The organism is Pseudomonas sp. IT-P4, assembly GCF_949767755.1.
Classification (GTDB): Bacteria; Pseudomonadota; Gammaproteobacteria; order Pseudomonadales; family Pseudomonadaceae; genus Aquipseudomonas; species Aquipseudomonas monachiensis.
Window position 1 is genome coordinate 1 of sequence record NZ_CATKPX010000046.1, and the last position, 25,530, is coordinate 25,530.

Annotated in this window: 21 protein-coding genes; 9 read left to right on the top strand and 12 right to left on the bottom strand. The window is 59.4% G+C overall.

The genetic code is table 11. The features are described from left to right. Positions 1–426: 426 nt before the first annotated feature. From ACM6IT_RS20575 to ACM6IT_RS20595, 5 genes are all read right to left on the bottom strand, one after another. Entirely contained in the window at positions 427–1,524 is a 1,098-nt protein-coding gene (locus ACM6IT_RS20575) for a polyamine ABC transporter substrate-binding protein (protein WP_414918580.1), read from the bottom strand. Between the two features lie 181 nt (positions 1,525–1,705). Beyond that, positions 1,706–2,590: an ABC transporter permease subunit gene (locus ACM6IT_RS20580; RefSeq protein ID WP_414913798.1), complete on the bottom strand. Its 885-nt coding sequence runs from the start codon at positions 2,588–2,590 to the stop codon at positions 1,706–1,708. Further along, positions 2,587–3,501, bottom strand: a complete 915-nt coding sequence (locus tag ACM6IT_RS20585; protein WP_414918581.1) for an ABC transporter permease subunit — start codon at positions 3,499–3,501, stop codon at positions 2,587–2,589. The genes ACM6IT_RS20580 and ACM6IT_RS20585 overlap by 4 nt, the downstream gene beginning before the upstream one ends. Then, positions 3,498–4,640: a polyamine ABC transporter ATP-binding protein gene (potA, locus tag ACM6IT_RS20590; RefSeq protein ID WP_046042409.1), complete on the bottom strand. Its 1,143-nt coding sequence runs from the start codon at positions 4,638–4,640 to the stop codon at positions 3,498–3,500. The genes ACM6IT_RS20585 and potA overlap by 4 nt, the downstream gene beginning before the upstream one ends. Before the next feature lie 438 nt (positions 4,641–5,078). After that, a complete protein-coding gene (locus ACM6IT_RS20595; protein ID WP_414918582.1) occupies positions 5,079–5,840 on the bottom strand; it encodes a gamma-glutamyl-gamma-aminobutyrate hydrolase family protein in 762 nt (253 codons plus the stop codon). Between the two features lie 283 nt (positions 5,841–6,123). Here ACM6IT_RS20595 and ACM6IT_RS20600 point away from each other — a divergent pair, with 283 nt between their 5' ends. From ACM6IT_RS20600 to ACM6IT_RS20615, 4 genes are all read left to right on the top strand, one after another. Next, a complete protein-coding gene (locus ACM6IT_RS20600) occupies positions 6,124–7,500 on the top strand; it encodes a glutamine synthetase family protein (RefSeq protein WP_414918583.1) in 1,377 nt (458 codons plus the stop codon). 197 nt (positions 7,501–7,697) lie between these two features. Then, positions 7,698–9,188, top strand: coding sequence for an aldehyde dehydrogenase (locus ACM6IT_RS20605; protein ID WP_414918584.1), 1,491 nt, complete (start codon positions 7,698–7,700; stop codon positions 9,186–9,188). 51 nt (positions 9,189–9,239) lie between these two features. Further along, a complete protein-coding gene (locus ACM6IT_RS20610) occupies positions 9,240–10,538 on the top strand; it encodes an NAD(P)/FAD-dependent oxidoreductase (RefSeq protein WP_056727956.1) in 1,299 nt (432 codons plus the stop codon). Positions 10,539–10,889: 351 nt separating this feature from the next. Further along, positions 10,890–11,438, top strand: a complete 549-nt coding sequence (locus ACM6IT_RS20615) for a cupin domain-containing protein (protein ID WP_007975263.1) — start codon at positions 10,890–10,892, stop codon at positions 11,436–11,438. Positions 11,439–11,566: 128 nt separating this feature from the next. Here ACM6IT_RS20615 and ACM6IT_RS20620 read toward each other — a convergent pair whose 3' ends face one another. From ACM6IT_RS20620 to ACM6IT_RS20640, 5 genes are all read right to left on the bottom strand, one after another. Further along, entirely contained in the window at positions 11,567–12,274 is a 708-nt protein-coding gene (locus ACM6IT_RS20620; RefSeq protein ID WP_414918589.1) for a CatB-related O-acetyltransferase, read from the bottom strand. 243 nt (positions 12,275–12,517) lie between these two features. Further along, positions 12,518–12,808, bottom strand: a complete 291-nt coding sequence (locus ACM6IT_RS20625; RefSeq protein ID WP_414918585.1) for a hypothetical protein — start codon at positions 12,806–12,808, stop codon at positions 12,518–12,520. 201 nt (positions 12,809–13,009) lie between these two features. Beyond that, positions 13,010–15,040, bottom strand: coding sequence for an alkyl/aryl-sulfatase (locus tag ACM6IT_RS20630; RefSeq protein ID WP_414918586.1), 2,031 nt, complete (start codon positions 15,038–15,040; stop codon positions 13,010–13,012). Between the two features lie 249 nt (positions 15,041–15,289). Next, complete coding sequence (locus ACM6IT_RS20635; RefSeq protein WP_414918587.1) at positions 15,290–15,706, bottom strand: glycine zipper domain-containing protein; 417 nt, start codon at positions 15,704–15,706, stop codon at positions 15,290–15,292. A gap of 529 nt (positions 15,707–16,235) precedes the next feature. Next, positions 16,236–16,523 (bottom strand): fructose-bisphosphate aldolase, encoded by a 288-nt coding sequence (locus ACM6IT_RS20640; RefSeq protein WP_414918590.1) that lies wholly within the window; start codon positions 16,521–16,523, stop codon positions 16,236–16,238. A 656-nt stretch (positions 16,524–17,179) separates the two neighbouring features. On the opposite strand from ACM6IT_RS20640, the gene ACM6IT_RS20645 reads away from it, so the two are divergent. From ACM6IT_RS20645 to ACM6IT_RS20655, 3 genes are all read left to right on the top strand, one after another. Next, a complete protein-coding gene (locus tag ACM6IT_RS20645) occupies positions 17,180–17,668 on the top strand; it encodes an anti-virulence regulator CigR family protein (RefSeq protein ID WP_056727944.1) in 489 nt (162 codons plus the stop codon). Between the two features lie 120 nt (positions 17,669–17,788). After that, positions 17,789–18,304, top strand: a complete 516-nt coding sequence (locus tag ACM6IT_RS20650) for a hypothetical protein (RefSeq protein WP_409079604.1) — start codon at positions 17,789–17,791, stop codon at positions 18,302–18,304. A 250-nt stretch (positions 18,305–18,554) separates the two neighbouring features. After that, the gene (locus ACM6IT_RS20655) at positions 18,555–20,474 is read left to right on the top strand and encodes a tyrosine-protein phosphatase (protein ID WP_056727941.1); all 1,920 of its coding nucleotides are present in this window, start codon (positions 18,555–18,557) and stop codon (positions 20,472–20,474) included. 259 nt (positions 20,475–20,733) lie between these two features. Here ACM6IT_RS20655 and ACM6IT_RS20660 read toward each other — a convergent pair whose 3' ends face one another. Together ACM6IT_RS20660 and ACM6IT_RS20665 are read right to left on the bottom strand one after the other, a co-directional pair. Next, a complete protein-coding gene (locus ACM6IT_RS20660; protein ID WP_414918588.1) occupies positions 20,734–21,681 on the bottom strand; it encodes a helix-turn-helix domain-containing protein in 948 nt (315 codons plus the stop codon). A 281-nt stretch (positions 21,682–21,962) separates the two neighbouring features. Continuing rightward, positions 21,963–22,415 carry a hypothetical protein gene (locus ACM6IT_RS20665; RefSeq protein ID WP_056727937.1) on the bottom strand — a complete coding sequence of 151 codons (453 nt, stop codon included), beginning with the start codon at positions 22,413–22,415 and terminating at the stop codon, positions 21,963–21,965. Between the two features lie 384 nt (positions 22,416–22,799). Between ACM6IT_RS20665 and ACM6IT_RS20670 the strand changes: the two genes are divergently transcribed. Both ACM6IT_RS20670 and ppk2 read left to right on the top strand, forming a co-directional pair. Next, entirely contained in the window at positions 22,800–24,521 is a 1,722-nt protein-coding gene (locus ACM6IT_RS20670) for a SulP family inorganic anion transporter (protein ID WP_056727935.1), read from the top strand. Positions 24,522–24,579: 58 nt separating this feature from the next. Beyond that, positions 24,580–25,398 (top strand): polyphosphate kinase 2, encoded by an 819-nt coding sequence (gene ppk2 / locus ACM6IT_RS20675; RefSeq protein WP_414913802.1) that lies wholly within the window; start codon positions 24,580–24,582, stop codon positions 25,396–25,398. Positions 25,399–25,530 lie beyond the last annotated feature (132 nt).

Here is a 25,530-nt window from a genome sequence, read left to right on the forward strand (position 1 = left end):
AAGCGTTTGGTTACTTGGCGCTTTTCCAGGTAACCCGCTGTAAAAGCGGAACCATAGGAGGCCGTTACCGCAGAAATGAATATGTACACCACCAATAAAATACTCCAGCCAGGAGGCCGCCATCGCCAGCAAGCCGTTTCCTACAGGTATCGGTGTTCCCCGGAATTGCGTGAAGAACCATAAAAAAGGCGCCCGAGGGCGCCAAAATTCACCTGAACCGAGGGAGCCAGGTGAGGCCGTTCTACTTGCAGGAGAGGCAGCGGTGGTAAGGCGCTGCGTGAACGGAAAAGGTTTGAACATCGTACTTGATCGAACACATCACTCCGTAGGAGCTGCCGGAGGCTGCGATCTTTTGATTTTGCTTCGGCACGAACTCTCAAGATCAAAAGATCGCAGCCTCCGGCAGCTCCTACAAAAGCAGGTGAATTACTGGCCGAGTTTCACCTTGGTCCAGCCCCGGGTCATGATCCGCTGGACGGCAATCGGCTGGTCCGGCACGGCATAGAGCGTGGCCATCACCGCTTCCGGCGGATAGGAGCCCGGATCGTTGCGGATCGCTTCATCCACCAGTGGCGTGGCCGCAGCGTTGGCGTTGCTGTAGCCGATGTTGTTGGTGATGTCGGCAATCACGTCGGGGCGCATCAGGAAGTTCATGAACAGGTACGCATTCTCGACGTTGGCGGCATCGCGGGGAATGGCGAGCATGTCGTAGAAACTGGCGGCGCCTTCTTTCGGGATGCTGTAGTCGATCTTCACCTTGTCCCCGGCTTCCTGGGCGCGGGCCTTGGCCTGCAGCACGTCGCCGGAGTAACCGACGGCCACGCAAATGTTGCCGTTGGCCAGGTCGGAGATGTATTTCGAGGAATGGAAGTACGCCACGTTCGGGCGAATCTTCATGAACAGCGCCTCGGCTTCGGCGATGTGCTGTTTGTCCTGATCGTTCACCGGGTAGCCCAGGTAGTGCAGGGCGGTCGGGATCATTTCAGTCGGCGAATCGAGGAAACTGATGCCGCAGGCTTTGAGCTTCTCGGCGTTTTCCGGTTTGAACAACAGGTCCCAGGAGTTGGTCGGGGCGTTGGCGCCGAGCACTTCCCTGACCTTCTGCGGGTTGAAACCGATGCCGATCGAGCCCCACATGTACGGGATGGCGTGGGCGTTATCGGGATCGCTGGCGGAGGCGTTTTTCAGCAGCACCGGGTTGAGGTTTTTCCAGTTCGACAGCTTCGTCTTGTCCAGTTCCTGATAGACGCCGGCCTTGATCTGCTTGGCCAGGAAGCTGTTGGACGGCACGACGATGTCGTAGCCGGACTTGCCTGCCAGCAGGCGTGCCTCAAGGGTTTCGTTGCTGTCGAAGACATCGTAGGTCACCTGGATGCCAGTCTCGTCCTCGAACTTCTTGACGGTATCCGGGCCAATGTAATCCGACCAGTTATAGACGCGCAGAACCTTGTCATTGGCCTGGGCGCCAGTGGCGATTGCGCCCAATAAGTACAGTGTCAGCAGAGTCCTGCCAAACATTTTCATCGGTACAACTCCATTTCTTTTTTATTCAAAAACACAAAGCAAAATTGCAATCAACATAAAACCTGTGACGAGGGAGGGTACCCATCATCCTGTAGGCGCTGTGTAGGAGCTGTCGAGTGCAACGAGGCTGCGATCTTTTGAAGGCAAGATCAAAAGATCGCAGCCTGCGGCAGCTCCTACATTAGGCGGTGGTCCCTGCCATTTGTTTTTGAGGCTGCTGCCAGGATTCGCTGGCGGTCTGGTCCATGGCTTCCTGGATCGCGCGCTTGCGGGTGGCTTCGGCGCGGCGGCTGAAGTACCAGACCATGAAGGTCACGATCGACACGGCCAACAGGATCAGGCTGGCCACGGCGTTGATCTCGGGCTTGACCCCAAGGCGCACCGCCGAGAACACTTCCATCGGCAGGGTCGTGGAGCCCGGGCCGGACACGAAGCTCGCCAGCACCAGGTCATCGAGCGACAGGGCGAACGACATCATGCCGCCGGCCGCCAGTGACGGCGCGATCATCGGAATGGTGATCAGGAAAAACACCTTGAACGGCTTCGCACCCAGATCCATGGCCGCTTCTTCGATGGACAGGTCCAGTTCGCGAAGGCGGGCGGAGACTACCACCGCCACATAAGCGGCACAAAACGTGGTGTGGGCGATCCAGATGGTGACGATGCCACGCTCCATCGGCCAGCCGATCAACTGCGCCATGGCCACGAACAGCAGCAACAGCGACAGACCGGTGATCACTTCAGGCATCACCAGCGGCGCGGTGACCAGGCCACCGAACAGCGTGCGACCCTTGAAGCGGGTAACGCGGGTCAGGACGAACGCGGCCAGCGTCCCGAGTGCGACTGCCGCAATCGCGGTGTAGCAGGCGATTTCCAGCGAGCGCAACACAGAGCCCATCAACTGGCTGTTGTCGAGCAGACCGGCGTACCACTTGAACGACCAGCCACCCCACACCGTCACCAGCTTGGAGGCGTTGAACGAGTAGATCACCAGGATCAGCATCGGCAGGTAGATAAACGACAGGCCGAAAATCAGCATGAACTTTGAAAATCCGAAGCGTTTCATCCCCGTGCCTCCATCTCTTTGGCCTGGCTGCGGTTGAACAGCAGAATCGGCACAATCAGGATCAACAGCATCACCACTGCCAGGGCGGACGCCACCGGCCAGTCGCGGTTGTTGAAGAACTCTTGCCACAACACACGGCCGATCATCAGGGTTTCCGGGCCGCCCAGCAGTTCCGGAATCACGAACTCACCGACCACCGGAATGAACACCAGCATGCAACCGGCGATGATGCCGTTCCTGGCCAGCGGCACGGTGATTTTCCAGAAGCTGTTGAAGGTGCTCGAACCCAGGTCCGATGCTGCTTCCAGCAGGCTCTGGTCATGCTTGACCAGGTTGGCGTACAGCGGCAGCACCATGAACGGCAGATACGCATACACCACGCCGATGTAGACGGCGATGTTGGTGTTGAGGATCTCGATCGGGTGTGACGTCAGCCCGATCCACATCAGGAAGCCATTGAGCAGGCCGTTGTTGCTGAGGATGCCCATCCACGCATAAACGCGAATCAGGATCGCGGTCCAGGTCGGCATCATGATCAGCAGCATCAGCACGTTCTGCGCTTCCTTGCTGGCCTTGGTGATGGCGTAGGCCATCGGGAAACCGATTACCAGGCACATCACGGTGCTGAAAAACGCCACCTTCAACGACCCCAGGTAGGCGGACAGGTACAGCTCATCCTCGCCCAGCAGGGTGTAGTTGCCGATGTTGAGCAACAGCTGGAATTTCTGCTCGGCGTAGGTGTAGATCTCCGAGTAGGGCGGAATGGCCAGGGCCGCTTCCGAGAAGCTGATCTTCATCACCAGAAAAAACGGCAGCATGAAGAACAGGAACAGCCAGATGAACGGAATCCCGATGACGAACTTGCGCCCGCTGGGGACCCACCTCAGGAATTGCTGATTGAAGGTTTTCATGCGCGCAGTACCACGCCGCTGTCGTCTTCCCACCACACGTAGACCTGATCGTCCCAGGTCGGACGCGCACCACGGCGTTCGGCGTTGGCCATGAACGACTGGACGATCTTGCCCCCGGGCAGCTCGACGTAGAACACCGAGTGGCCACCGAGGTAGGCGATGTCATGCACTTTGCCGGCGGACCAGTTGTAGCGGTTCTCCGGCTTGACGGTGCTGACCAGCAGTTTTTCCGGGCGGATCGCGTAGGTGATCGACTTGTCCTGCACCGACGTGCTGACGCCATGACCGACGTAGATCTTCTGTTCCAAGTCCGGGCTGTGGATGATCGCATGACCTTCCAGGTCCTCGACCACGGTGCCGTCGAAGGCGTTCACGTTGCCGATGAACTCGCAGACCATGCGGCTGACCGGTGCTTCATAAATGTCCACCGGGCTGCCGATCTGGGCGATCCAGCCCAGGTGCATGATCGCGATGCGCTGGGCCATGGTCATGGCTTCTTCCTGGTCGTGGGTCACCATCACGCAGGTCACGCCCACGCGCTCGATGATCTCGACAAGTTCAAGCTGCATCTGCGAGCGCAGCTTTTTATCCAGGGCGCCCATCGGTTCGTCGAGCAGCAGCAGCTTCGGACGCTTGGCCAGGGAACGGGCCAGGGCCACGCGCTGACGCTGGCCGCCGGACAGCTGGTGCGGCTTACGCTTGGCGTACTGGGTCATGTGCACCAGGCGCAGCATCTCCTGCACCCGGGCGTCGATTTCGGCCGCTGGCAAACGGTCTTGCTTGAGGCCGAAGGCGATGTTCTGCGCCACCGTCATGTGCGGGAACAGCGCGTAGGACTGGAACATCATGTTGATCGGTCGTTCGTACGGCGGCATGTCGGTGATGTCGACGCCGTCGAGCAGAATCCGGCCCTCGGTCGGGCGCTCGAAACCGGCGAGCATGCGCAGCAGGGTCGATTTGCCGGAACCGGAACCACCGAGCAGGGCGAAGATTTCGCCCTGGTGGATTTCCAGGGACACATCGTCCACGGCGGTGGTTTCGTCGAACTTCTTGGTGACGCGATCGATTTTCACCAACACCTTTTTTGGTGCCTGGTGACCCTCAAGAGCCTTCCTGTAGATGCTGGAGGCGTTTGCCATGTGAAACTCCCAACAGGTTTCAGTCGCCCGGCCAACACGGCCCGGCTTAATAGTGGATTGCAAACCCGTATCGGGGACTTCGGTCAGAACGCAGACCCTGTGGGAGCGAGCTTGTGTGGCGAGGGGGCTTGCCCCCGTTCGATTGCGCAGCAATCGTGAATCAGCCACCGCGTTCTAATTCAAGATCGTGGTAACTGGTCTCAGGGGCGCTTCGCACCCCAACGGGGGCAAGCCCCCTCGCCACACAAACCACACCCACAGGGATTTGCGTTTGCTGATCGAACTCACCCATACCGCTCGGGTTTATTCGGCGCCGCCATCCTGGCTGCCTGGTCGTACTTGTTGTTATTGCAGTGTGTTGTTTTCGCGAGCGGGGCACGCAAAAGCGCCTGCCCGCTCGCGTTGGGCAGTTAATCGTTGAATGTGGGTATCAGTTCGTCAGCTCGAGTGACGCAGAGCCGCCCGTTGCCGGCAGGCTTCGCCGAACGCCTGGAAAATACTCAGATAAGGAGGGTTGCTCAGCACCTGCCATTCCGGGTGCCATTGCACGCCGAGGGCGAAGGCCTTGCTGTGCTCGACCGAGATCGCCTCGATCAGGCCATCGGGCGCGACGGCTTCGGCGCGCAGGCCGGGAGCGAGGCGGTCGATGCCCTGGCTGTGAATCGAGTTCACCTGGAACACCGCAGGCAGGTCCAGCGCTTCGAACACACCGCCCGGCTGCACATTCACCCCGTGAGCGGGAGCGTATTGCACGGCCAGGTCCGGATGGTCGGCCTCGCGATGGTCGAGCAAGCCCGGGAGCTCATGGACCTTCTGATGCAGGCTGCCGCCGAACGCCACGTTCATTTCCTGGAAGCCACGGCAGATGCCGAGCACCGGCACGCCCGCTGCAATAGCGGCGCGGATCAGCGGAAGGGTGGTGGCATCCCGCGCCGGATCGTGATCCGTGCCGGGGGCGCTGTCGGGGCCTTGATAGTGGAAGGGTTCCACGTTCGACGGCGAGCCGGTCAGCAACAGACCGTCGAGCTGCGGCAGCAGGTCCTCGATGTCGGTCAGGTCGCCTAAGGAAGGAATAACGACAGGCAGCCCCAGCGCGGCAACGCTGACAGCACGCAAGTACTTGTCACCGCTGATGTGGTAGGGGTGCAGGCCAATCTGTTTGACGCATGCAGTAACGCCGATCAATGGCTTGAATGCCATTTTTATCACCTCGAAGTTTCACACTTGAACGAGCTTTTCCGGAGCTTAGCCTTGTTGATTTTAATTAACAACTCTCATGTAAAAAATTCTAAACGCCGCACGTCCGATCTTCAGGATTTACGCGTGTTTGAGGGCGTATCTGGCACTCTCGTCCCCCTGAGAGGCCCGAAAATAAACGTTGAAAGGCCAGGTGTTCGCTATTGACTTCACTTTGCCTTTCGGATTGACTGGGCTCGTGAAAGGGCGGTGAACATAATAATTAACAGTAAAAAATAGGTGCATCATGTCGGTCCCTCTGCGTACCGTTCAACTCAACGAAGCAAACGCATTCCTTAAGAAATATCCTGAGGTTTTGTACGTCGACCTTCTGATTGCGGATATGAACGGTGTGGTGCGCGGTAAGCGCATCGAACGCACCAGTCTTCATAAGGTTTACGAGAAAGGCATCAACCTGCCGGCGTCTCTGTTCGCTCTGGACATCAATGGTTCCACGGTGGAAAGCACCGGCCTGGGTCTGGACATCGGCGATGCCGACCGGATCTGCTACCCGATCCCCGGCACCCTGAGCATCGAGCCATGGCAGAAGCGCCCGACCGCGCAACTGCTGATGACCATGCACGAAATCGAAGGCCAGCCGTTCTTCGCTGACCCGCGTGAAGTACTGGCCAATATCGTGCGCAAGTTCGACGACCTGGGCCTGACCATCTGCGCCGCGTTCGAGCTGGAGTTCTACCTGATCGACCAGGACAACGTGAACGGTCGTCCGCAATCGCCGCGTTCGCCGGTTTCCGGCAAGCGTCCGATGTCGACCCAGGTGTACCTGATCGACGACCTCGACGAATACGTCGACTGCCTGCAAGACATCCTCGAAGGCGCGAAAGAGCAGGGCATCCCGGCTGACGCCATCGTCAAGGAAAGCGCCCCGGCGCAATTCGAAGTCAACCTGCATCACGTGGCTGACCCAATCAAGGCGTGCGACTACGCCGTCCTGCTCAAGCGTCTGGTGAAGAACATCGCCTACGACCACGAGATGGACACCACCTTCATGGCCAAGCCGTATCCGGGCCAGGCAGGTAACGGTCTGCACGTGCACATTTCGATTCTCGACAAAGAAGGCAACAACATCTTTGCCAGCGAGGATCCCGAGCAGAACGCCGCGCTGCGACACGCGATCGGCGGTGTGCTCGAGACCCTGCCGGCGCAGATGGCGTTCCTTTGCCCGAACGTCAACTCGTACCGTCGTTTCGGCGCACAGTTCTACGTGCCGAACTCGCCGAGCTGGGGCATAGACAACCGCACCGTGGCCGTGCGTGTACCGACCGGTTCGCCGGACTCGGTGCGCATCGAACACCGCGTAGCGGGCGCCGATGCCAACCCGTACCTGCTGATGGCTTCGGTATTGGCGGGCGTGCACCACGGCCTGACCAACCAGGTCGAGCCGGGCGCCCCGGTGGAAGGCAACAGCTACGAGCAGAACGAGCAGAGCCTGCCGAACAACCTGCGCGACGCCCTGCGCGAGCTGGACGACAGCGAAGTCATGGCGCGCTACATCGACCCGATGTACATCGACGTGTTCGTGGCGTGCAAGGAAAGCGAGCTGGCCGAGTTCGAGAACTCCATCTCGGACCTTGAGTACAACTGGTACTTGCACACGGTCTGATTGGCAGCTACCCGCCACACCCTTGATGGCGGGTGACTACCCCTGTAGGAGCTGCCGAAGGCTGCGATCTTTTGACTTTTGCTTTTAAGATCAAAAGATCGCAGCCTTCGGCAGCTCCTACAGGGATCGGGTTTCAAGTTTTTGATTGAGGGCATTCGGCCCGACGATCACCTATTCCCCTGCGTCGAGTCACAACCATGACAAACACTCGCAGCGATTGGGAGCAACGCTTCCAGTCCCTCTCTATTGAAGGTCGCGCATTCATTGACGGCCAATACTGCGTGGCCGCCAGTGGCGCCACGTTCGAATGCATCAGCCCCGTGGACGGTCGTTTCCTGGCGAACGTCGCCAGTACCGACGAAGCCGACGCCAATGCGGCGGTCGCCGTGGCGCGTCGCACCTTCGAATCCGGCGTGTGGGCCAACCTGGCCCCGGCCGAGCGCAAGCGCATCCTGATCCGTTTCGCCGATCTGATCCTGGCCAACCAGGAAGAGCTGGCCCTGCTCGAAACCCTCGACATGGGCAAGCCGATCAGCGACTCCATGAGCATCGACATTCCGGCGACCGCCAACGCGATCCGCTGGACCGCCGAAGCCATCGACAAGATCTACGACGAAGTCGCCGCCACGCCCCAGGATCAGCTTGGCCTGGTGACCCGCGAAGCGGTCGGTGTGGTCGCGGCCATCGTGCCGTGGAACTTCCCGCTGATCATGGCCAGCTGGAAATTCGCCCCGGCCCTGGCGATGGGCAACTCGTTCATCCTCAAGCCTTCGGAAAAGTCCCCGCTGACCGCGATCCGCATCGCGCAACTGGCGCTGGATGCCGGCATCCCCAAAGGCGTGTTCAACGTCCTGCCGGGCTACGGCCACACCGTGGGCAAGGCGCTGGCGTTGCACATGGACGTCGACGTGCTGGCCTTCACCGGCTCCACGGCGATCGCCAAGCAACTGATGATCTATGCCGGGCAGAGCAACATGAAACGCGTCTGGGCCGAAGCCGGGGGCAAGAGCGCCAACGTGGTGTTCGCCGATGCGCCGGACCTGCGCGTCGCCGCACAAGCCGCGGCCGGTGCCATTGCTTTCAACCAGGGCGAAGTCTGCACCGCCGGTTCGCGCCTGCTGGTGGAGCGTTCGATCCGCGAGCAGTTCATTCCATTGCTGGTGGAAGCCCTGCAAGCCTGGAAACCGGGCCACGCGCTCGATCCTTCGACCACCGTCGGCGCGGTCGTGGACCAGCGTCAACTGGACAACGTGCTGCGCTACATCGGCATCGGCAAAGAGCAGGGCGCCGAACTGATCGCGGGCGGCAGCCGCACCCTCGAAGACACCGGTGGCCAGTACGTGGAACCGACGATTTTCGACGGTGTGACCAACGCCATGACCATCGCCCGGGAAGAAATCTTCGGCCCGGTGCTGTCGGTCATCACCTTCGACACTGCTGAAGAAGCCCTGGCAATTGCCAACGACAGCATCTTCGGCCTGGCCGCCGGCGTGTGGACCAGCAACCTGAGCAAGGCCCACACCTTCGCCCGTGGCCTGCGTGCCGGCAGCGTCTGGGTCAACCAGTACGACGGCGGCGACATGACCGCGCCGTTCGGCGGGTTCAAGCAGTCGGGTAACGGTCGGGACAAATCGCTGCACGCGTTCGACAAGTACACCGAACTCAAAGCGACCTGGATCAAGCTCTGATAACAATAAAGCGACGGTCGCCGGCTCTGTCGGCGGCCATCGGAGAAACGTATGAAACAGAACTCTTCAACACAACAGCATGTAAACAGCTACTACGCCGCCACCCGCAACTTCACCGGCGATTTCCCGGTGCTGGAAGGGGCGGTGGACTGCGACGTCTGCGTGATCGGCGCCGGCTACACCGGCCTGTCCTCGGCCCTGTTCCTCGCTGAAGCGGGCTACAGCGTGACCGTGCTCGAAGCGGCCAAGGTCGGCTTCGGCGCCAGCGGTCGCAATGGCGGCCAGTTGGTCAACTCCTACAGCCGCGACGTCGATGTCATCGAAGAGCGCTACGGCGACAAGACTGCCGAAATCCTCGGCAGCATGATTTTCGAAGGCGCCGACATCATCCGTCAGCGCATACAGCACTACGACATCCAGTGCGACTACCGTCCAGGCGGTATCTTCGCGGCGATGAACAAGAAACAACTCAAGGGCCTGGCCGAGCAGAAGAAGAGCTGGGAACGCTACGGCAACAAGAACCTGAAAATGCTCGACGCGGCCGACATCAAGCGCGAAGTCGGTTCCGAAGCCTATGTCGGCGGCCTGCTGGACATGCAGGGCGGCCACATTCACCCGCTGAACCTGGCACTCGGCGAGGCTTCGGCCATCATCGGCCTGGGCGGCAAGATCTACGAGCAATCGGCGGCGGTGGAAATCACCTACGGCGAGCCCATCACCGTGCGCACGGCAAAAGGCGTGGTCAAGGCCAAGTACCTGCTGATCGCCGGTAACGCCTACCTGCCGCAGGGCCTGGACAACCGCGTGACCAGCAAGAGCATGCCGTGCGGTTCGCAGATCGTCGTCACCGAGCCGTTGTCGCAGCAGCAGGCCCGCAGCCTGATCAAGAACAACTACTGCGTCGAAGACTGCAACTACCTGCTCGACTACTACCGCCTCACTGCTGACAACCGCCTGCTCTATGGCGGTGGCGTGGTCTACGGGGCGCGCGAGCCGGACGACATCGACCAACTGATCCGCCCGAAGATCCTCAAGACCTTCCCGCAATTGAAGGACGTGAAGATCGATTACCGCTGGACCGGCAACTTCCTGCTGACCATGTCGCGCATGCCGCAATTCGGCCGTATCGAGAAAAACGCCTACTACATGCAGGGCTACAGCGGCCACGGCGTGACCTGTTCGCACCTGGCCGGCAAACTGATCTCGGAAATGATCCGTGGCGACGCCGAGCGCTTCGATGCGTTTGCCTCGCTGCCGCACATGCCGATGATCGGCGGGCGCACCTTCTCGGCGCCGTTGACCGCCCTGGGCGCCGTGTACTACTCGCTGCGTGACCGTTTCGGCATCTAAGCCTTACCTCGCCGGCGGCTGCCTCCCAAAAGCTGGCCGCCGGTTTTTTACATCAGCAACACCGCAAACCACCTGTGGGAGCGGGCTTGCTCGCGAAGAGGCCATATCAGTCACCATAGATGTCGCCTGACACACCGCTTTCGCGAGCAAGCCCGCTCCCACAGGTCTTGTGACTTAACTCAGAAATATCACCAACAGGTTGTTTTCTTCAGCCGTTTATCGAACCTGCTGAGCATTATGAACAAACGTGATTTAATAGCCGCCTTTCACGTTTCCGGGACCGGAAAACGGCGTGATCCGCGCCTGCACTCCACCCCCATTACCCTTAAGTAGCACGCACATAAGGCTGTCATGGACACGGGCTCACGACTCAAATTAGTACGCGAAAGCTACAAACTGTCCCAGCGCGAGCTGGCCCGGCGTAGCGGCGTCACCAATGCAACCATCTCCCTGATCGAACAGAATCGGGTCAGTCCTTCCGTCAGCTCCCTGAAGAAATTGCTGGAGGGCATCCCCATGTCCCTGGCCGACTTCTTCACCTTCGATCAGCCACCGCGCGAACACCAGTACGTCTTCCGTGCCAACGAACAGCCCGACCTCGGTCGCCATGGCCTGCGCCTGCTGCTGATCGGCGCGTCCGTGCCAAGCCGGCAGATGCGCTTGCTGCGCGAGCAATACGCACCGGGTGCAAGCTCTGGCGAAGAGCCGATCGTGCATTCCGAAGGCGAGGAGTGTGGGTTGGTGACCCGGGGCACCGTGGAGTTGACCGTGGATGGCCAGGTGAGCGTGCTCAACGCCGGGGATGGCTATTACTTCCCGACGACCTTGCCGCACCGGTTTCGCAACATCGGGGCGGATGAGGCGGAAATCATCAGCGCCAACACACCGGCGAACTTCTGATAACCGCTTTACAGGCAGGGTTCATCAGCAACCAACCGTCAAAACCCGCATCTGATGCGGGTTTTTTTATCACTCGAATCTGGTTATGGCCTGGCATCTTGAAGTGCAGCGCTGGTCATTCCCGCTGCTCAAGAGGAAACACTGCACCCTTTGCGGGTTATCTCGATCTGTTGGTAGTTGGCGCGGTTTTCTTTCTGCAGGGTGTCCAACAGAGCCAAGGTGGCTTGCGGATCATTGAGCGGTAATGTCTTGAGTACCTCGACATCGACATCCCACCACTGGCTGTTGATCAGCGCCTCGATCAACTCGGGTGTGTGCCGATACCTGACAATTTTTGCCGGGGTGCCGGCAACAATGGCGTACGGTGGCACGTCATGGGCAACCAGGGCGCGGGTTGCGATGACCGCGCCGGTGCCAATGGTCACGCCTTCCAGGATCATCGCGCTATGGCCGATCCAGACGTCATGCCCGATCGTGATGTCCGCAACCTCCGGGTCGTAAACCAGCGCCGTGTCGGTATATTGAAAGGGATGTGAACTGAGCCAGTCCAACGGATGCGAGCTCTTTTGCTGGCCGATAAAACAGCTGCTGCTAATGGAACAAAACCTGCCAATGGAGGAGACCGCCGAAAGGAAGCAGTCACTGCGGATATAGGTATGCGCGCCGATCTCCAGCTTTTTTGATTCTATGACCACATTCCCAAGCGTCACGCCTTCTTCAATGGTCAGTGTCGTTCTTTTGTGCAGTGACAATAAACCGCCCGCCACTTTGCATTTGTGTTTGCGAATCCATCTTTTCCAGTAACTGTTTCGCAAATAGCTGATTATTTTTTTCATGACGGGCTGTCTTGGATATCCGTAATAGGGCTTGGTCATGGCCCCATGAGCCAGCGGCCGAGTCTAAATGAATCGGCTGCGAAATTGCACTCTACTTGACCACCCGCTTGCATTCGACCTGACCACCGATTGCATCGGATTTGACCAGCACGCTTTGTAACCATGATCGGTAGAGAACGACCAATAGCAGTCGTTCATCGCGAATGAAATTAGGGGCGATTCAGTTTTTGTAGTTGGATGAACTCACAGACAGCCCTGTAACGCGGCTAGATGTTTTTTTGATATCCAGCGATACGTCGCAGCGTAATACTTAGCCACCGAGCCGGACGCTTCTGGCCGGATGTCGACAAAATACGCTGAGCCACTCGTTGCTACTGTGTAACCGCCGCCGCTGCCAGATTCCTGGGTTGCCCCATCCCGTCCTTCAAAAACGAACAGACTTTGCCACTCGCGCTGAACGCAATCCGCGATGACCTTATCGGCTTTTTTTGAATGCAGAACCTCGCGAGGTGCTTCCTGGCGCATCTCGTTCATGGTTGGCGTCGCACATCCTGCCAATGACACTAAAGCCAATACCCATATGACTGATTTCATATTGTTCCGTCCGTGTTGACAGGAAATCCAATCAAGAAAGGCTGAATGTTTTACCGGAGTGACGGCAGCGCTTTCGCACGCTGCCATCCTCCAGGGACGATGGGTCTGTCGCAGAGTTACCTGCGACGTGATGGGATTGCGTTACGGCGTCACGATGTTGAACCAGAAATCGAAGTTGTCCATGTAGGACACCAGCTCCTCCAGCTTGCCTTGCGCCCCGTCTATCTTGATATCGCCCGAGGCCAGTGCATCTTTCAACGAGGTCTCTTTCAACACGATCTTGTTCAGCGTGTCGCGGGTCAGGGTCACCTTCGCATCGGCATCTTTTGCTTCAACGCCTTCAGTGTGGTTGAGCACGCCATTCTCCATTTCAACCGAATATTTCTGCTTGAGGTCGGTGAAATCAAAGTTGAGCGACAGACGCTTGCCTTCGGCTTTTGGCCCATTCAAGCGCATGGCCAGGAAGTCAAAGAACAAGTCCAGATCCATGGCGCGCACCGTATCGGGGCTCGCGGTATCGGGTGTTGGCAGCTTCATCACACCTTCGCGCAGTTCCTTGGCACCGGTGAGGTAGAAGTTACGCCATGGCCCACTTTCGGCTTGGTAACCCAATTGCTCCAGGGCATCGGCCTGCATGTTCTTCGCTGCCTGATTGCTCGGATTGGCGAACACTACATGGTTGACCGCCTCGGCGACCCAGCGGAACTCGCCCTTGTCGAAATACTCCTTGGCTTTCTTGAGGACAGCCTCTTCGCCGCCCATCATCTCGACATAATGCTTGCCGCCTTCCTCCGGTGGCAGCTCATGCAACTGCGCCGGGTTACCGGTAAACCAGCCCAGGTACAACACGTAGGTGGCTTTAACGTTGTGGTTAACCGAACCGTAGTAACCACGGTTGGAGAATTTGTTGGCGATCGTCTTGGGCAGTTTGAACTGCTCGGCGATCTCGACCATGGTGTAACCCTTGTTGATCATCCGCAGGGTTTCGTCGTTGATATAGCGGTACATGTCGCGCTGGGAGGATAGTTGCTCGCGCACCTCCTTGTTGCCCCAGACTGGCCAGTGGTGCATGGCATACATCACCTGGACATCGTCGCCCCACAGCTTGAGCGCCTCGTTGAGGTATTTTGACCAAGGCAACGGTTCGCGGATCTTCGCACCGCGCAACGAGTAGGTGTTGTGCAGGGTATGGGTTGAGTCTTCGGCGGTGTTGAGTGCTTTCTTCTCCTTGATGTAATAGAGCATCTCAGCGGGTGCTTCACTGCCAGGCGCATACAGGAACTGGTACGTCAGGCCGTCAATGATATGGGTTTCGCCGGTCGCCTTGATGATGTCGGTCGGCGGGATCAGCGTCACCGTGCCAGCCGATGTCGTGGTGCCGAGACCGGCACCCAACTGACCGGTCGGAGCCGGAGGCAGCAGGTTGCCGTACATGTAGCTGGCGCGACGGCTCATGGCGGTCCCGGCCATGACGTTTTCGGCTACCGCATGCTCGATGAATCCAAGGGGGGCATAAATCTTCACCTTGCCGGCTTTCACATCGTCTTCGTTCACCACCCCGCGTACACCACCGTAGTGGTCAACATGGCTGTGGGTGTAAATCACCGCCACGACGGGCTTTTTCGGTCGATGCTGATAGTAGAGATCGAGTGCTGCCTTGGCGGTTTCGGCGGAAATCAGCGGATCGAAGACGGTGATGCCGTCCTTGCCCTCGACGATGGTCATGTTCGACAGGTCGTAGTTGCGAACCTGATAGATACCGTCGGTAACCTCGAACAAGCCGGAAATATTGATCAGCTGGGACTGCCGCCAGAGGCTGGGGTTGGTAGTGTCCGGCGCGTCTTCGCCTTCCTTGATGAACGCGTATTTGGCCGGGTCCCAGATCACATTGCCCGAGGCGCCTTTGATGACAGTCGACGGCAGGGGCGCAATAAACCCTTTGTGTGCCAGCTCAAAGGATGTCTTGTCGTTGAACGGCAACTCCTTGAGCAGCGCGTTGTTAGCAGCCTTGGTAGCCTCGGAGGCTGGTTTTGGTTTCTCGGCATCCGCCGCAACCGCCTGGGTGGCCAGTGCGATTGCCGCCACCAATGAGCAGATGACTCCTGCCACCTTCAGGGGCCGATACTCGCTACCGGGCAGCGTAGGACCTGAGGCCTTCATATTGAATTTCATCTTCCAAACTCCTTTTAGTCGAAACGCGCTACCCCGAAAGGCGTAGCGGCAGGCTCAGATAAAAGTAGTCCTTGTTAAAGATAAATCGAGAAATTGAAGTTTCGTTGATCAGTTCAGCGGTCGCCTCTGATCATTTCCCCCTTCGCGACAGGCAGAAATCAGCCAGAAGCACGTTCAGTCTTGCGTGCGTTCAAAACGAAAATGCTTCAATGCGGCCGAGTGGAATAGCACTACGGAAGGCTCATCGGATTAACCGCCATGCTTGTGTTTGTATTTATTCTTATGCTTGTAGTCGGAGTGATGGTCGTTATCGTCGGCCAGATTGTTGCCGACCGCACCACCTGCTGCGCCCCCAAGTCCTGCGCCGATCAGGCCGCCTGTGGAACCACCAACGCTGTTGCCAATCACCTGCCCACCAGCGGCCCCGAGGCCTCCGCCAATGGCTGATTCAGTCTTCTTGCCGCTCTTCGCCGTCATTGCGCCACCAGCGGCGCCACCTACACCAGCTCCGATCGCGGCGCCAGTGCTACCCCCTACGGCCTGACCGACAACGCTTCCGAGAGCACCACCGATACCTCCACCGACCGCTGTGTTCGTAGCTTCACCGGCGAAGGCGTGATGAGATACAAAAAGGCTAAACGCAACGACAGACAATGATTTACGCATCTAATAGACCTCTAGAAATTCACAAGAGCAGGAAAGTCTGGTGGCCTGAAATAGTCAGGTCAATGCGTATTCGGCCGTGTATTAATCTGAATCAATCAATCGCCGATTAAGACAACCATCTATCGAGTAAAAGCTCTAATTTACGATATTTTTCTCACTCGGATGCTGCATTGAAGCTGCCATTTTTGAATTCAAAGTTGCGATAGGTAAGCTCCCCATACAGCAGCAACATGCCATGCCACGGCAAAAGGTGGTCGATCGTTTTCGTTTCGTGAAAGGCTGCTATGGGTCGTTCTCTGCCGGTCATGACCACGCAACGTGATGGTCAAGTTCCATGCAAACAGCTGGTCAGGTCCTATGCATACAACCGGTCAAGTCAGTGCAATTTCCCATCGGCGGGGGAGATGAATTTTTTAGACGGTATTCAAAAACAGTTCCTGTGCATCAGTCTGCTGATGGCTGCTGTAGCCAACTGAGCGGTGGTCATTGAAAACCCGCAGAAATGCGGGTTTTTTGTGCTTGAAAAATGTCACGGCTTCTTCGGCGCCTCAAACCCTCGCTGCTCGATCACCCCAAACACATCCCGCACATCCTGAAGCAGAATCCGCGAAATGTTGGTGACGGTGTTGATGTCGTTTTCGGCGTAGTCGGGGAGGCTGGTGCAGGCCATGAGGTTGAGGTATTGCAGGACGGCGTTGAGACGTTCGGCGGCGCAGTTGTGGAGTTCGCGCAGCGGGGCGTCGCTGTCGATGAGGAGGACGGGGTAGCTGGTTGCGATTTGTTTCATGGGGGTGAAGCGGCGGGGTGGGGTGTTCATCATTTTTAAGTTCACTCAAAAAATTAATGAAGCGCCACCTTTTCGCTGCGAAACAATTAGGTGGCAGTTATACGCAGGTTCGCAGACCGAGCCACAACCCAAAACCCGGCAGATCCGAGGATCTCCTACGTACAACCGCCATAAAACGTAATGCTGGCGAAGTTTGCCAGAATTGTTGTTTGACGGTGTAAGGGTATGTGTCGGTTGGGCTGCGAAACCCAATCGCCAACTCAAGTCAGCGACGGGGGCACATTAGGCATGGATTTCGACGGCTGCAACCGGCCTGTAGGACGCCAAAAGCCCCCTGTGGCGAGGGAGCTTGCTCCCGTTCGGCGGCTCCCGGCGCCGTAAAACCGGGCGCTGCGGTGTGTCTGAGGAAATGAGTTGCAAGGGATGAGGGCTGCTTCGCAGCCCGGCGGGAGCAAGCTCCCTCGCCACGGGGGGCAAATTCCTACATGTTTTTCGGATGTCATGGCTGTGCGATGAGCAGACGCAGGGAGATGCCTATAATTGACAAGCCCCATCCTCCGGCAAACGCCTGCAAGGCTTCGATCGGATGAGCGTAGACGGTTTGGCGGTTGGTGACTTGATGGAACCAACTTCGTCTATAACATCTAAATATTCAGGGAATATTCCCCACGACGAAGGAATGAATCATGTTCAGGACTCGATCATTGATTGCAGCTGTTACCTGTTTGGCTCTGGTCTGCGGCTCGGTGACGGCGCTGGCTGATCCCGGTAATGGCCAGGGTAGCGGGAAAGTCACCCATGGCAACCAAGGCAACAAGGGCCAGGGCAACCAGGGCCAGGGCAACCAGGGTGGTCATGGCAACAAGAACAAGAATTCCGGCGGCGGCGGGGACTGGAGCAATGGCCCGAGCATCAACCGTGGCAGCGTGCTCGAGATCATTGGGGTGAATACGGGCTACTGGAGCCCCGGGCCTGACTTGCCACCGGGTATTCAGAAGAACCTTGCCCGAGGCAAGCCGCTTCCACCCGGTATCGCCAAAAAACTCGATGGCCGACTCGTCGGCAGGCTGCCCCACTATGATGGCTACGAATGGCAGCAAGTCGGCACGGACCTGATCCTGGTTGCGCTGGCCACCGGGCTTGTCTATGAAATTCTCGACGGTGCGTTTGATTGACGTGTGGAAGGTAGTCTTCCCGCTGATTCAAAGTGCTCCAGCCGTTTGTCGTGGTACTTGAACTGTTGGAGGGATATCGCGTCATACCTAACGCGATATCAACCTCCTATGGAAGCAATCATGCTTTTTAAAAACAAGAGTCTCGTTGCTGTAATGTCATGCGCCATGATGCTTGCAGCCGCCCCTTTGCTGCCTGATGGCCTGTCGATCATGGGCTCCGCATACGCGAAAGACGGCGGTGGCGGTGGCGGTGGCGGCGGAAACGGCGGCGGTGGCGGCGGTGGAAATGGCGGCGGTAACGGCGGTGGTAATGGTGGCGGAAACGGCGCAGGTCACGGCGGCGGCATGGGTGGCGGACACGCCGGTACCGGCCACTCCGGCAGTAACGGCCGCGGCAACGGGCTGGACAGCGACCATGCTGGCAAATCCGTGCGCGACCATGGCCTGAGCGGGAACCACTACGGCAGTGCGCGCAACGATGACAGCGGTCATGGCAGCACGACCTCGGGCATCGCCCATTCCAAGGATACTCGTGGCGTCGCCAAGGCCACGGCCATTTCGGCCTCGACGCCGGGTGAGCACAACACCAAAGGCTTGAGTAAAGCCGGGCTGTCGACCTCGAAAAAAACCCATTGAGTTCGCGGCGACAGATCAGTTTCTAAAAAAGCAAAAAACCCGCTGCAAGGCGGGTTTTTTTATGCCTGGAAATTGATCGGCGACCACCGCTCAGCTTGTTCCCCGCCAGCACAACAGGCATTACACGGACAGAAAACGAGCCACCTGGACACATCGCGCAGTGATTTGCGTACGCGGGCGATTTGTCATGTTCAGCGCCATTTCAATGTAGATATTAGTCAGCCCAACGCGATTTCAATGAGGCTGCACTGTGTTCCAACGACTTGTGTGTTCGCTGTCTGTTTTGAGCCTGTCCATCGCTGCCGCCCAGGCTGCCGAGACTGTCCCCCTCAACACCCCACGCCTGAAGAGCATCGATAACTTGCGCGATGTCGCCGGTCTCACCACCGCGTACACCACGGCCAATGACGGCACGATGCGGGGCGGGGTGTTTTACCGCTCCAACGCGCTGACGCCATCGGCGGCGGATCTGGCGACCCTCAACGGCCTGGGCATCAAGGCGGTCTACGACTTGCGCACGCCAACCGAAATCGCCGCTACGCCAGACACGATGCCCGCGGGTGCGACGTACACCAACATCGACATCATCGGCGGCTCCACGTCGGGCGCGAACGTCACCAACGTCGCGTTCCACAGCGCCGCCGAAGCCACCGCCATGATGCAGGACACCAACCGGGATTTCGTCCGCAACGCTGGGATGCGCAGCGAGTTCAACCAGCTGTTCAATGAGCTGGCCACGGTCGACGGCGCGGCGCTGTTCCACTGCACCGCCGGCAAGGACCGCACGGGCTGGACCGCCGCTGTGCTGCAAAGCATCGCCGGGCTCGACGATGCCACCATCATGAGCAACTACCTGGCGACCAACGACTACACCGCCGCGCGTATGAGGGCGACCCTGGCGGCGTTGCCACCGAACCTGGCGACCATCTATGGACCGCTGATCGGTGTGGAGGCCAGTTACCTGCAAGCCGGCCTGGACGAGGTGAGCGCGCAGTACGGCACGATGGATAACTACCTCAAGGAAGGCCTCGGCCTGTCCCAGGAAACCATCTACGTGCTGCGCGGCAAGATGGTGTTCTATAACAGCCTGCCGGGCGCGGCGGACCTGGCTGGCAACGCCGCGGCCGGCGCGCAGTTGTTGCAGCAACTGCAGAACAGCAACCTGTCGGGCACCTACAGCGCCTACAACTACTACCTGCAGTCGGCCATCGATGCCCGCAGCCTCGGGGGCGTGGAGTCCACCGTCGGCGGTCAGGTGCACGCCGACGCCGCCAGCTATTTGCTGCGCCAGGGCGCGATGATCGAGCAGGCCGCCGCGCCGTTCACCAGCGGCATCGACCTCAAGGCCGGGCAATATCGCCTGTGGAGCACCGCGCTGGCGGGGTATCTGGGCACCGATGGTTCCTCCCAGGCCTCCAGCAGCAACGAGCATAGCCAGGGCATGATGATCGGCCTGACCCAGCGCTTTTCCGAACAGCTCAGCGCCCATGCCGGCTTTGGCTACAGCAGCGGCAATGTCGGTGGCGCAGGTGGCGAGGCCGATACCGACCTGACCTTCTTCAGCGTCGGCGCACGCTTTGCCCCGAACGGCCTGGAGCGCGGCCTGTTTGTGGATGCCGATGCCAGCGCCGGCTATCTCGATTACGAGAGCAAGCGTGAACTGGGCGGCGGTCTGGGCACGGCCAAGGGCGACAGCCATGGCAACCTCACCGGCGCGACCCTGGCACTCGGTTACCGTGTACCGGTGAACGGCGTGACCCTCGAGCCGAGCCTCGGCGTGCGGATCAGTCACGTCAACCTGTCGGGTTTCCAGGAAAAAGGCAGCGAACTGGCCCTGGACGTCGACGGCATCCACGAGACCCGCAAGAGCGCGGTGGCCAACCTCAACGCATCCTTTGCGCCTGTCAGCCTCGGTGCCTGGCAAGTGGTGCCGGGCCTGCAAGTGGGCTACGAGCATGTGTTGGGTGACCATGAGGTCGACAGCGAAGGGCAACTGCTGGGCCTGGACATCGAACAGCAGGCCGCCTTCGACAACCGTGACCAGTTCACCGGTGGCGTCAACGTCATGGCCAACCTTGGTCCGTGGAGCGTGGGGGCAGAAGTCGGCGCCAGTGGTGGCGGCGATAGCCACGGCTTCAATGGCGGGCTGAAGGCCAGTTATCTGTTCTGACGGTTAGTTGAGGCAATCTGTGGGATCGAGCCTGCTCGCGAAGTGGTCGTGTCAGTCGACGTAGATGTTGAATGTCACTCCGCCTTCGCGAGCAAGTCGAATCGTCGCACCGCCGCTCCCACAGTGGTTTTTTGTCGTACGCGGGAATTGTGTTCGACACCGATCAAAGTGTGGGAGCGGGCTTGCTCGCGAAGGCGGACTCACAGCTAACGAAGAGGGCGGTTGACATTCCGCTTTCGCGAGTGCTCCCGCTAACCCCTCAATTGATCGCCATCGGCCGCGCTCGCAGGCCCTTTCTCACGTCTGCGGGACTGATGCCGTAGGCACTCTGGAAATACTGGCAAAACCGCCCGACATTGCTGAAACCCTGTTGCAAGGCCACGTCTGTCACCGACGGCGATACCTCCTGGGACAGCGCGGCAAAGGCGCGCTCCAGGCGGACCTGACGCTGATAGGCAACGATCGAAGTGCCCATGAAACGCTGAAAACCTTCCTGCAAAGCGCGCAGGCTGACGTTGGTCAATTGCGCCAGCTCGGTGCCGCTGGCCAGGTGATCGGGGTGCTCCTGAATGTACTCGACAGCGAGCTTCACATGCCGTGGCGCAATCGATGGGGAAGGACGCCGGAGGGCTTCGGTGAAGTTGTGCGGCCAGGCTTCCAGTACCGCATCGACCAGCATCTCGCGAAGGCGCGAAGGCATCAGCGAACCGCTGTTGATCAGCAGGTCGAACTCGGTGCCCGTGGCCAGGTCAATCAATGCGCGGATGCCCTGCAAGGCCAAGACATTCAGGTCCACCACCGGCTCGAATTGGACCTTTTGCAGGATAGGTTTACCCAGCAGCGTCGACAGGCGCTCGGTGATCAGCCGGCGGCTGATCGAAATCCCGTGCTGTGCGTGGTTGTCGACAAAGCGCATCGAGTGGACCTCGGCCTTGTCGATTGCCAGGCCTGTCTGCGCGAAGCCGACCGACTCGGTGACGTGGTTGAAGATGATCTTGCCGGCGGTGGGGATGACAAAGGTGATTTCATCAAGGGGGGCGGGAAAAGCCACCGTGAAGTCACCGCGATAGTGCATGCGACGAAAACTGACACCTTCATGCCGGCCGTAGACCCCGCCGATGATGATGTTTTTCGGCGGCGGCGGTGAGTCGCTATAGAGGTTGCCGAACAGGTTCGAGAACAACGCGCCAAAGTCGTCGCAGCTCATGTCGTCGGACCTGATGATGATTTGCTTGCGCGTCGTGCTTGCGTACACCTGAAGTGGCACCTTGAGCGGATGGGCAAAGCCCCGGTACAGGGAACTGGGGCGATCGGAGATCGAGCGGATGCGATTCGGGAAAACGCTTGGACGTTATCAGTGAGTAATGACAGGTTTGTTACCGGTTGTTGCCGTCGCCCCCGTTTCCGTCCATCCGACGCCACCGCTCGCACCGGACAACCGGTGGCGCGAGCGGTACTCGGGCGTGGGCCGGCTTGCAAGGGCCGCGGCTATTTCACCGGCTCTGTTGCCTTGATATCCCCGCAAAAGATATCGACGTTGCCATCGGTCGGAGCCGTTCGCACGACCACCGAATACTTGCCGTCAAGCAGGGTTTGCAACGGCACAGGCGCGGTCCGGGTAAAAGACCAGCCGCGTACGGGTTGGGCTTCGGTGTTGACGGTGTCGTTCATCGCGTAGGCGACTGACCCGGGTTGCTGGCAGGTGCCGTTATTGATGAACGAGTAAAGGCGCAGGGGCAGGGTAACCCCCATTGGAGCACCGCTGATGAAGAAACTGAGCCCGGTTTTCTTGTCCCAGTCGGTCAAGGTGACGGTGCCGATCTGACCGGCGTTTTGCCGGGTGGCGACCAGGTTGACGTTCACGCCGTGGGTCGATGAAGTGGTGCAGCCGAAAAGGCTTGCCGCAACCATGAGTGCTGCCAGTGAGGTTCTGAGCTTCATTGCCAAACTCCTGGGTTGAAGAACTGCAAGGGGGGGGAATTAGCGGGTATAGCTCATTTATCGCTTTCATGACGTCGTCCATACGAGGCTTCCCCTTTCAGCGAGGACGTGATGGACGCCTTCGAGCCTGAATCAACGAATCCATTCATCGCCGCACAAACCGGCTACATTTGTAATCTACCGAGCGCCATTACCCGGACATTTACCGGTGTATTCGACCCATGCCCCACCCTTTGAATTTCCCGAGCCCGAGCTGATTGCCTGCTGGCACACGCGCTTTGATGCCGATGAAGGTTTGCAATGGTTGCGCGTGCAGTTAAAGGATTGTGCGGTCAGTTGTGCCCACTCATCATCCGCATGGAAGATTTGCCACTGGAGTGACTGATGAATCAACAAGGCAGCCATCCGCAAGAGCGGATTCCAGGTGCTCCACAACGGGGAACCTTGCGCAGCCTGTTGATCCCGGAATGGCTTGGCAACTACCGGCCAGACTGGCTGCGCAGCGATGTGGTCGCCGGGCTGACGGCAGCGGCGGTGGTCATTCCCAAGGCGCTGGCGTACGCCACCATTGCCGGCCTGCCGGTGCAGGTCGGGCTGTACACGGCGCTGGTGCCGATGGTGATCTATGCCGTGCTCGGCACGTCGCGCCCGCTTAGCGTCAGCACCACGACCACCCTGGCCATTCTCGCCGGCTCCGCACTGGGCCAGATCAGCCCCGATGGCGATACGGCGACCTTGCTCGCCGGTTCCGCGACGCTGGCCCTGATGGTGGGCGCGATCCTCATCGTTGCGGGACTGCTGCGCCTGGGTTTCGTCGCCAATTTCATTTCCGAACCGGTGCTGGTGGGGTTCAAGGCCGGCATCGGCGTGGTTATCGTGCTCGACCAGTTGCCCAAGTTGTTGGGCACGCACATCGACAAAGGCGGCTTCCTGCACAACCTGGTGGCCACGGTCCAGAGCGCCGGCCATGCCTCGCTGCCGACCGTGGCGGTCGGCGTGTTCATGGTCCTGCTGCTGGTAGGCATGAAGCGATTTACGCCCCGGCTGCCCGCACCCTTGATTGCGGTGGCGCTTGGCATCATCGGCATGAGCCTGTTTGGCCTGGAGCGCTTTGGTGTGTCCGCCGTCGGCGTGGTGCCGATCGGGTTGCCCGCGCCGACCCTGCCGGTATGGTCGATGGCCGAGACCCTGTGGTCCTCGGCGATGGGGATCGCGCTGATGAGTTTCACCGAAACCATCGCGGCGGGGCGCGCGTTCGCCCGCAGTGACGAGCCCGCGCCACAACCGAACCGGGAGCTGCTGGCCACGGGCGTTGCCAACATCGGTGGCGCGTTTCTCGGGGCCATGGTCGCCGGTGGCGGCACCACCCAGACGGCGGTGAACCGCCTGGCCGGCGCCCGCTCGCAACTGGCCGCACTGGTCACCGCCGCACTGGCACTGGGCACCTGTCTGCTGCTGGCACCGCTCATTGGCCTGATGCCCAACGCCACGCTCGCGGCCGTGGTGATCGTGTATTCGGTGGGCCTGATCGAGCCGGCGGAATTTCGCGAGATCCTGTCGGTTCGCCGTACCGAATTTGCCTGGGCCGTGGTGGCCATGATCGGCGTGATCCTGCTGGGCACGCTGCAAGGGATCGTCGTGGCGATCATCGTCTCGTTGCTGGCCCTGGCCTATCAGGTCTCGGACCCGCCCGTGCATGTCCTGGGACGCAAGCCCGGCACCAACGTCTATCGTCCGCAGGCCACGGACAACGCAGACGACGAACACTTTGACGGGTTGCTGTTGCTCAGGCCCGAAGGGCGGGTGTTCTTCGCCAATGCCCAGCGCATTGCCGACAAGATCCGCCCGCTGATTGACGTGGCGAACCCCAAGGTCGTGGTCCTGGACCTGCGCAGTGTGTTCGACCTGGAATACACCGCGCTGAAAATGCTCACCGGGGCGGAACAGCAACTGCAGGAAAAAGGCATTTCATTGTGGCTGGTGGGCATGAGCCCGAGCGTATGGGAGATGGTCATCAAGGCCCCCCTGGGCCATGCGCTGGGCGAGGCGCGCATGTTCCTGAACCTGGAACTGGCGGTTGAACATTATCAGCGCAGTCGACGCTGAATGAACGCGGCCGGGGACACTCCGGACGCTATGTGACGCATTGAAGGAGTTAACTGGCATGGCGAAGAAGAAGGCGGCAAGCAAAAGCAAACCGGTTGAAAGCGGCAAGCTCAGGAACAAGGTGTATCTCGAGGAACTGGCGCGGCTGCATGTCGAGATGGTCAAGCTGCAGGAGTGGGTGCAGCACACGGGCGCCAAGGTGTGCATCATCTTCGAGGGCCGCGATGGCGCCGGCAAAGGCGGAACCATCAAGGCGCTCACCGAGCGGGTCAGTCCGCGGGTGTTCCGGGTAATGGCGCTGCCAGCGCCGACCGAGCGGGAAAAAAGCCAGATGTATGTGCAGCGTTATCTGCCGCACCTGCCGGCGGCCGGTGAAGTGGTGATCTTCGATCGCAGCTGGTACAACCGCGCCGGAGTCGAGCGGGTCATGGGCTTTTGCACCGAAGAGCAGGTGCGCAATTTTCTCACCTCGGTGCCGCGCGTCGAGCAGGCACTGGTGGAATCGGGAATCATCCTGATCAAGTACTGGCTTGAAGTGAGCCAGGAGGAACAGACCCGACGCCTCAAGGAGCGTATCACCGACGGGCGCAAGATCTGGAAGCTGTCGCCCATGGACCTCAAGTCCTATAACCGCTGGTACGACTACTCCCGTGCCCGGGACGACATGTTCGAGGCCACCGATACAAACTTCGCCCCGTGGCGGGTCGCCAACTCGAATGACAAGCGACGGGCGCGACTGAACATCATCAGCGATGTGCTCAACAGTATTCCTTATGAGGAAGTACCGCGGGCGAAGGTGAAACTGCCCAAGCGCCAAAGTCCTGGTAACTATCGGGATCCGAACTATCCGTTCAAATTCATCGCGGAAAAATTCTAGAACGATGCATTGGACAGGAGCCGGCCCGGACCGGCTCCTGCTGCATGCCATCAGGCCTTGATCACATACCCATACGCCCGGGTACGACCGCCTTCCTGCTTCAGGTACACCCCTTGCAACTCCGGCGTGAAA

Bases quoted from the DNA above. Each gene is read 5' to 3' on its own strand.
- ACM6IT_RS20575 (WP_414918580.1), bottom strand. From the start codon at position 1,524: ATGAAAATGTTTGGCAGGACTCTGCTGACACTGTACTTATTGGGCGCA.
- ACM6IT_RS20580 (WP_414913798.1), bottom strand. From the start codon at position 2,590: ATGAAACGCTTCGGATTTTCAAAGTTCATGCTGATTTTCGGCCTGTCG.
- ACM6IT_RS20585 (WP_414918581.1), bottom strand. From the start codon at position 3,501: ATGAAAACCTTCAATCAGCAATTCCTGAGGTGGGTCCCCAGCGGGCGC.
- potA (WP_046042409.1), bottom strand. From the start codon at position 4,640: ATGGCAAACGCCTCCAGCATCTACAGGAAGGCTCTTGAGGGTCACCAG.
- ACM6IT_RS20595 (WP_414918582.1), bottom strand. From the start codon at position 5,840: ATGGCATTCAAGCCATTGATCGGCGTTACTGCATGCGTCAAACAGATT.
- ACM6IT_RS20600 (WP_414918583.1), top strand. From the start codon at position 6,124: ATGTCGGTCCCTCTGCGTACCGTTCAACTCAACGAAGCAAACGCATTC.
- ACM6IT_RS20605 (WP_414918584.1), top strand. From the start codon at position 7,698: ATGACAAACACTCGCAGCGATTGGGAGCAACGCTTCCAGTCCCTCTCT.
- ACM6IT_RS20610 (WP_056727956.1), top strand. From the start codon at position 9,240: ATGAAACAGAACTCTTCAACACAACAGCATGTAAACAGCTACTACGCC.
- ACM6IT_RS20615 (WP_007975263.1), top strand. From the start codon at position 10,890: ATGGACACGGGCTCACGACTCAAATTAGTACGCGAAAGCTACAAACTG.
- ACM6IT_RS20620 (WP_414918589.1), bottom strand. From the start codon at position 12,274: ATGAAAAAAATAATCAGCTATTTGCGAAACAGTTACTGGAAAAGATGG.
- ACM6IT_RS20625 (WP_414918585.1), bottom strand. From the start codon at position 12,808: ATGAACGAGATGCGCCAGGAAGCACCTCGCGAGGTTCTGCATTCAAAA.
- ACM6IT_RS20630 (WP_414918586.1), bottom strand. From the start codon at position 15,040: ATGAAATTCAATATGAAGGCCTCAGGTCCTACGCTGCCCGGTAGCGAG.
- ACM6IT_RS20635 (WP_414918587.1), bottom strand. From the start codon at position 15,706: ATGCGTAAATCATTGTCTGTCGTTGCGTTTAGCCTTTTTGTATCTCAT.
- ACM6IT_RS20640 (WP_414918590.1), bottom strand. From the start codon at position 16,523: ATGAACACCCCACCCCGCCGCTTCACCCCCATGAAACAAATCGCAACC.
- ACM6IT_RS20645 (WP_056727944.1), top strand. From the start codon at position 17,180: ATGTTCAGGACTCGATCATTGATTGCAGCTGTTACCTGTTTGGCTCTG.
- ACM6IT_RS20650 (WP_409079604.1), top strand. From the start codon at position 17,789: ATGCTTTTTAAAAACAAGAGTCTCGTTGCTGTAATGTCATGCGCCATG.
- ACM6IT_RS20660 (WP_414918588.1), bottom strand. From the start codon at position 21,681: ATGAGCTGCGACGACTTTGGCGCGTTGTTCTCGAACCTGTTCGGCAAC.
- ACM6IT_RS20665 (WP_056727937.1), bottom strand. From the start codon at position 22,415: ATGAAGCTCAGAACCTCACTGGCAGCACTCATGGTTGCGGCAAGCCTT.
- ACM6IT_RS20670 (WP_056727935.1), top strand. From the start codon at position 22,800: ATGAATCAACAAGGCAGCCATCCGCAAGAGCGGATTCCAGGTGCTCCA.
- ppk2 (WP_414913802.1), top strand. From the start codon at position 24,580: ATGGCGAAGAAGAAGGCGGCAAGCAAAAGCAAACCGGTTGAAAGCGGC.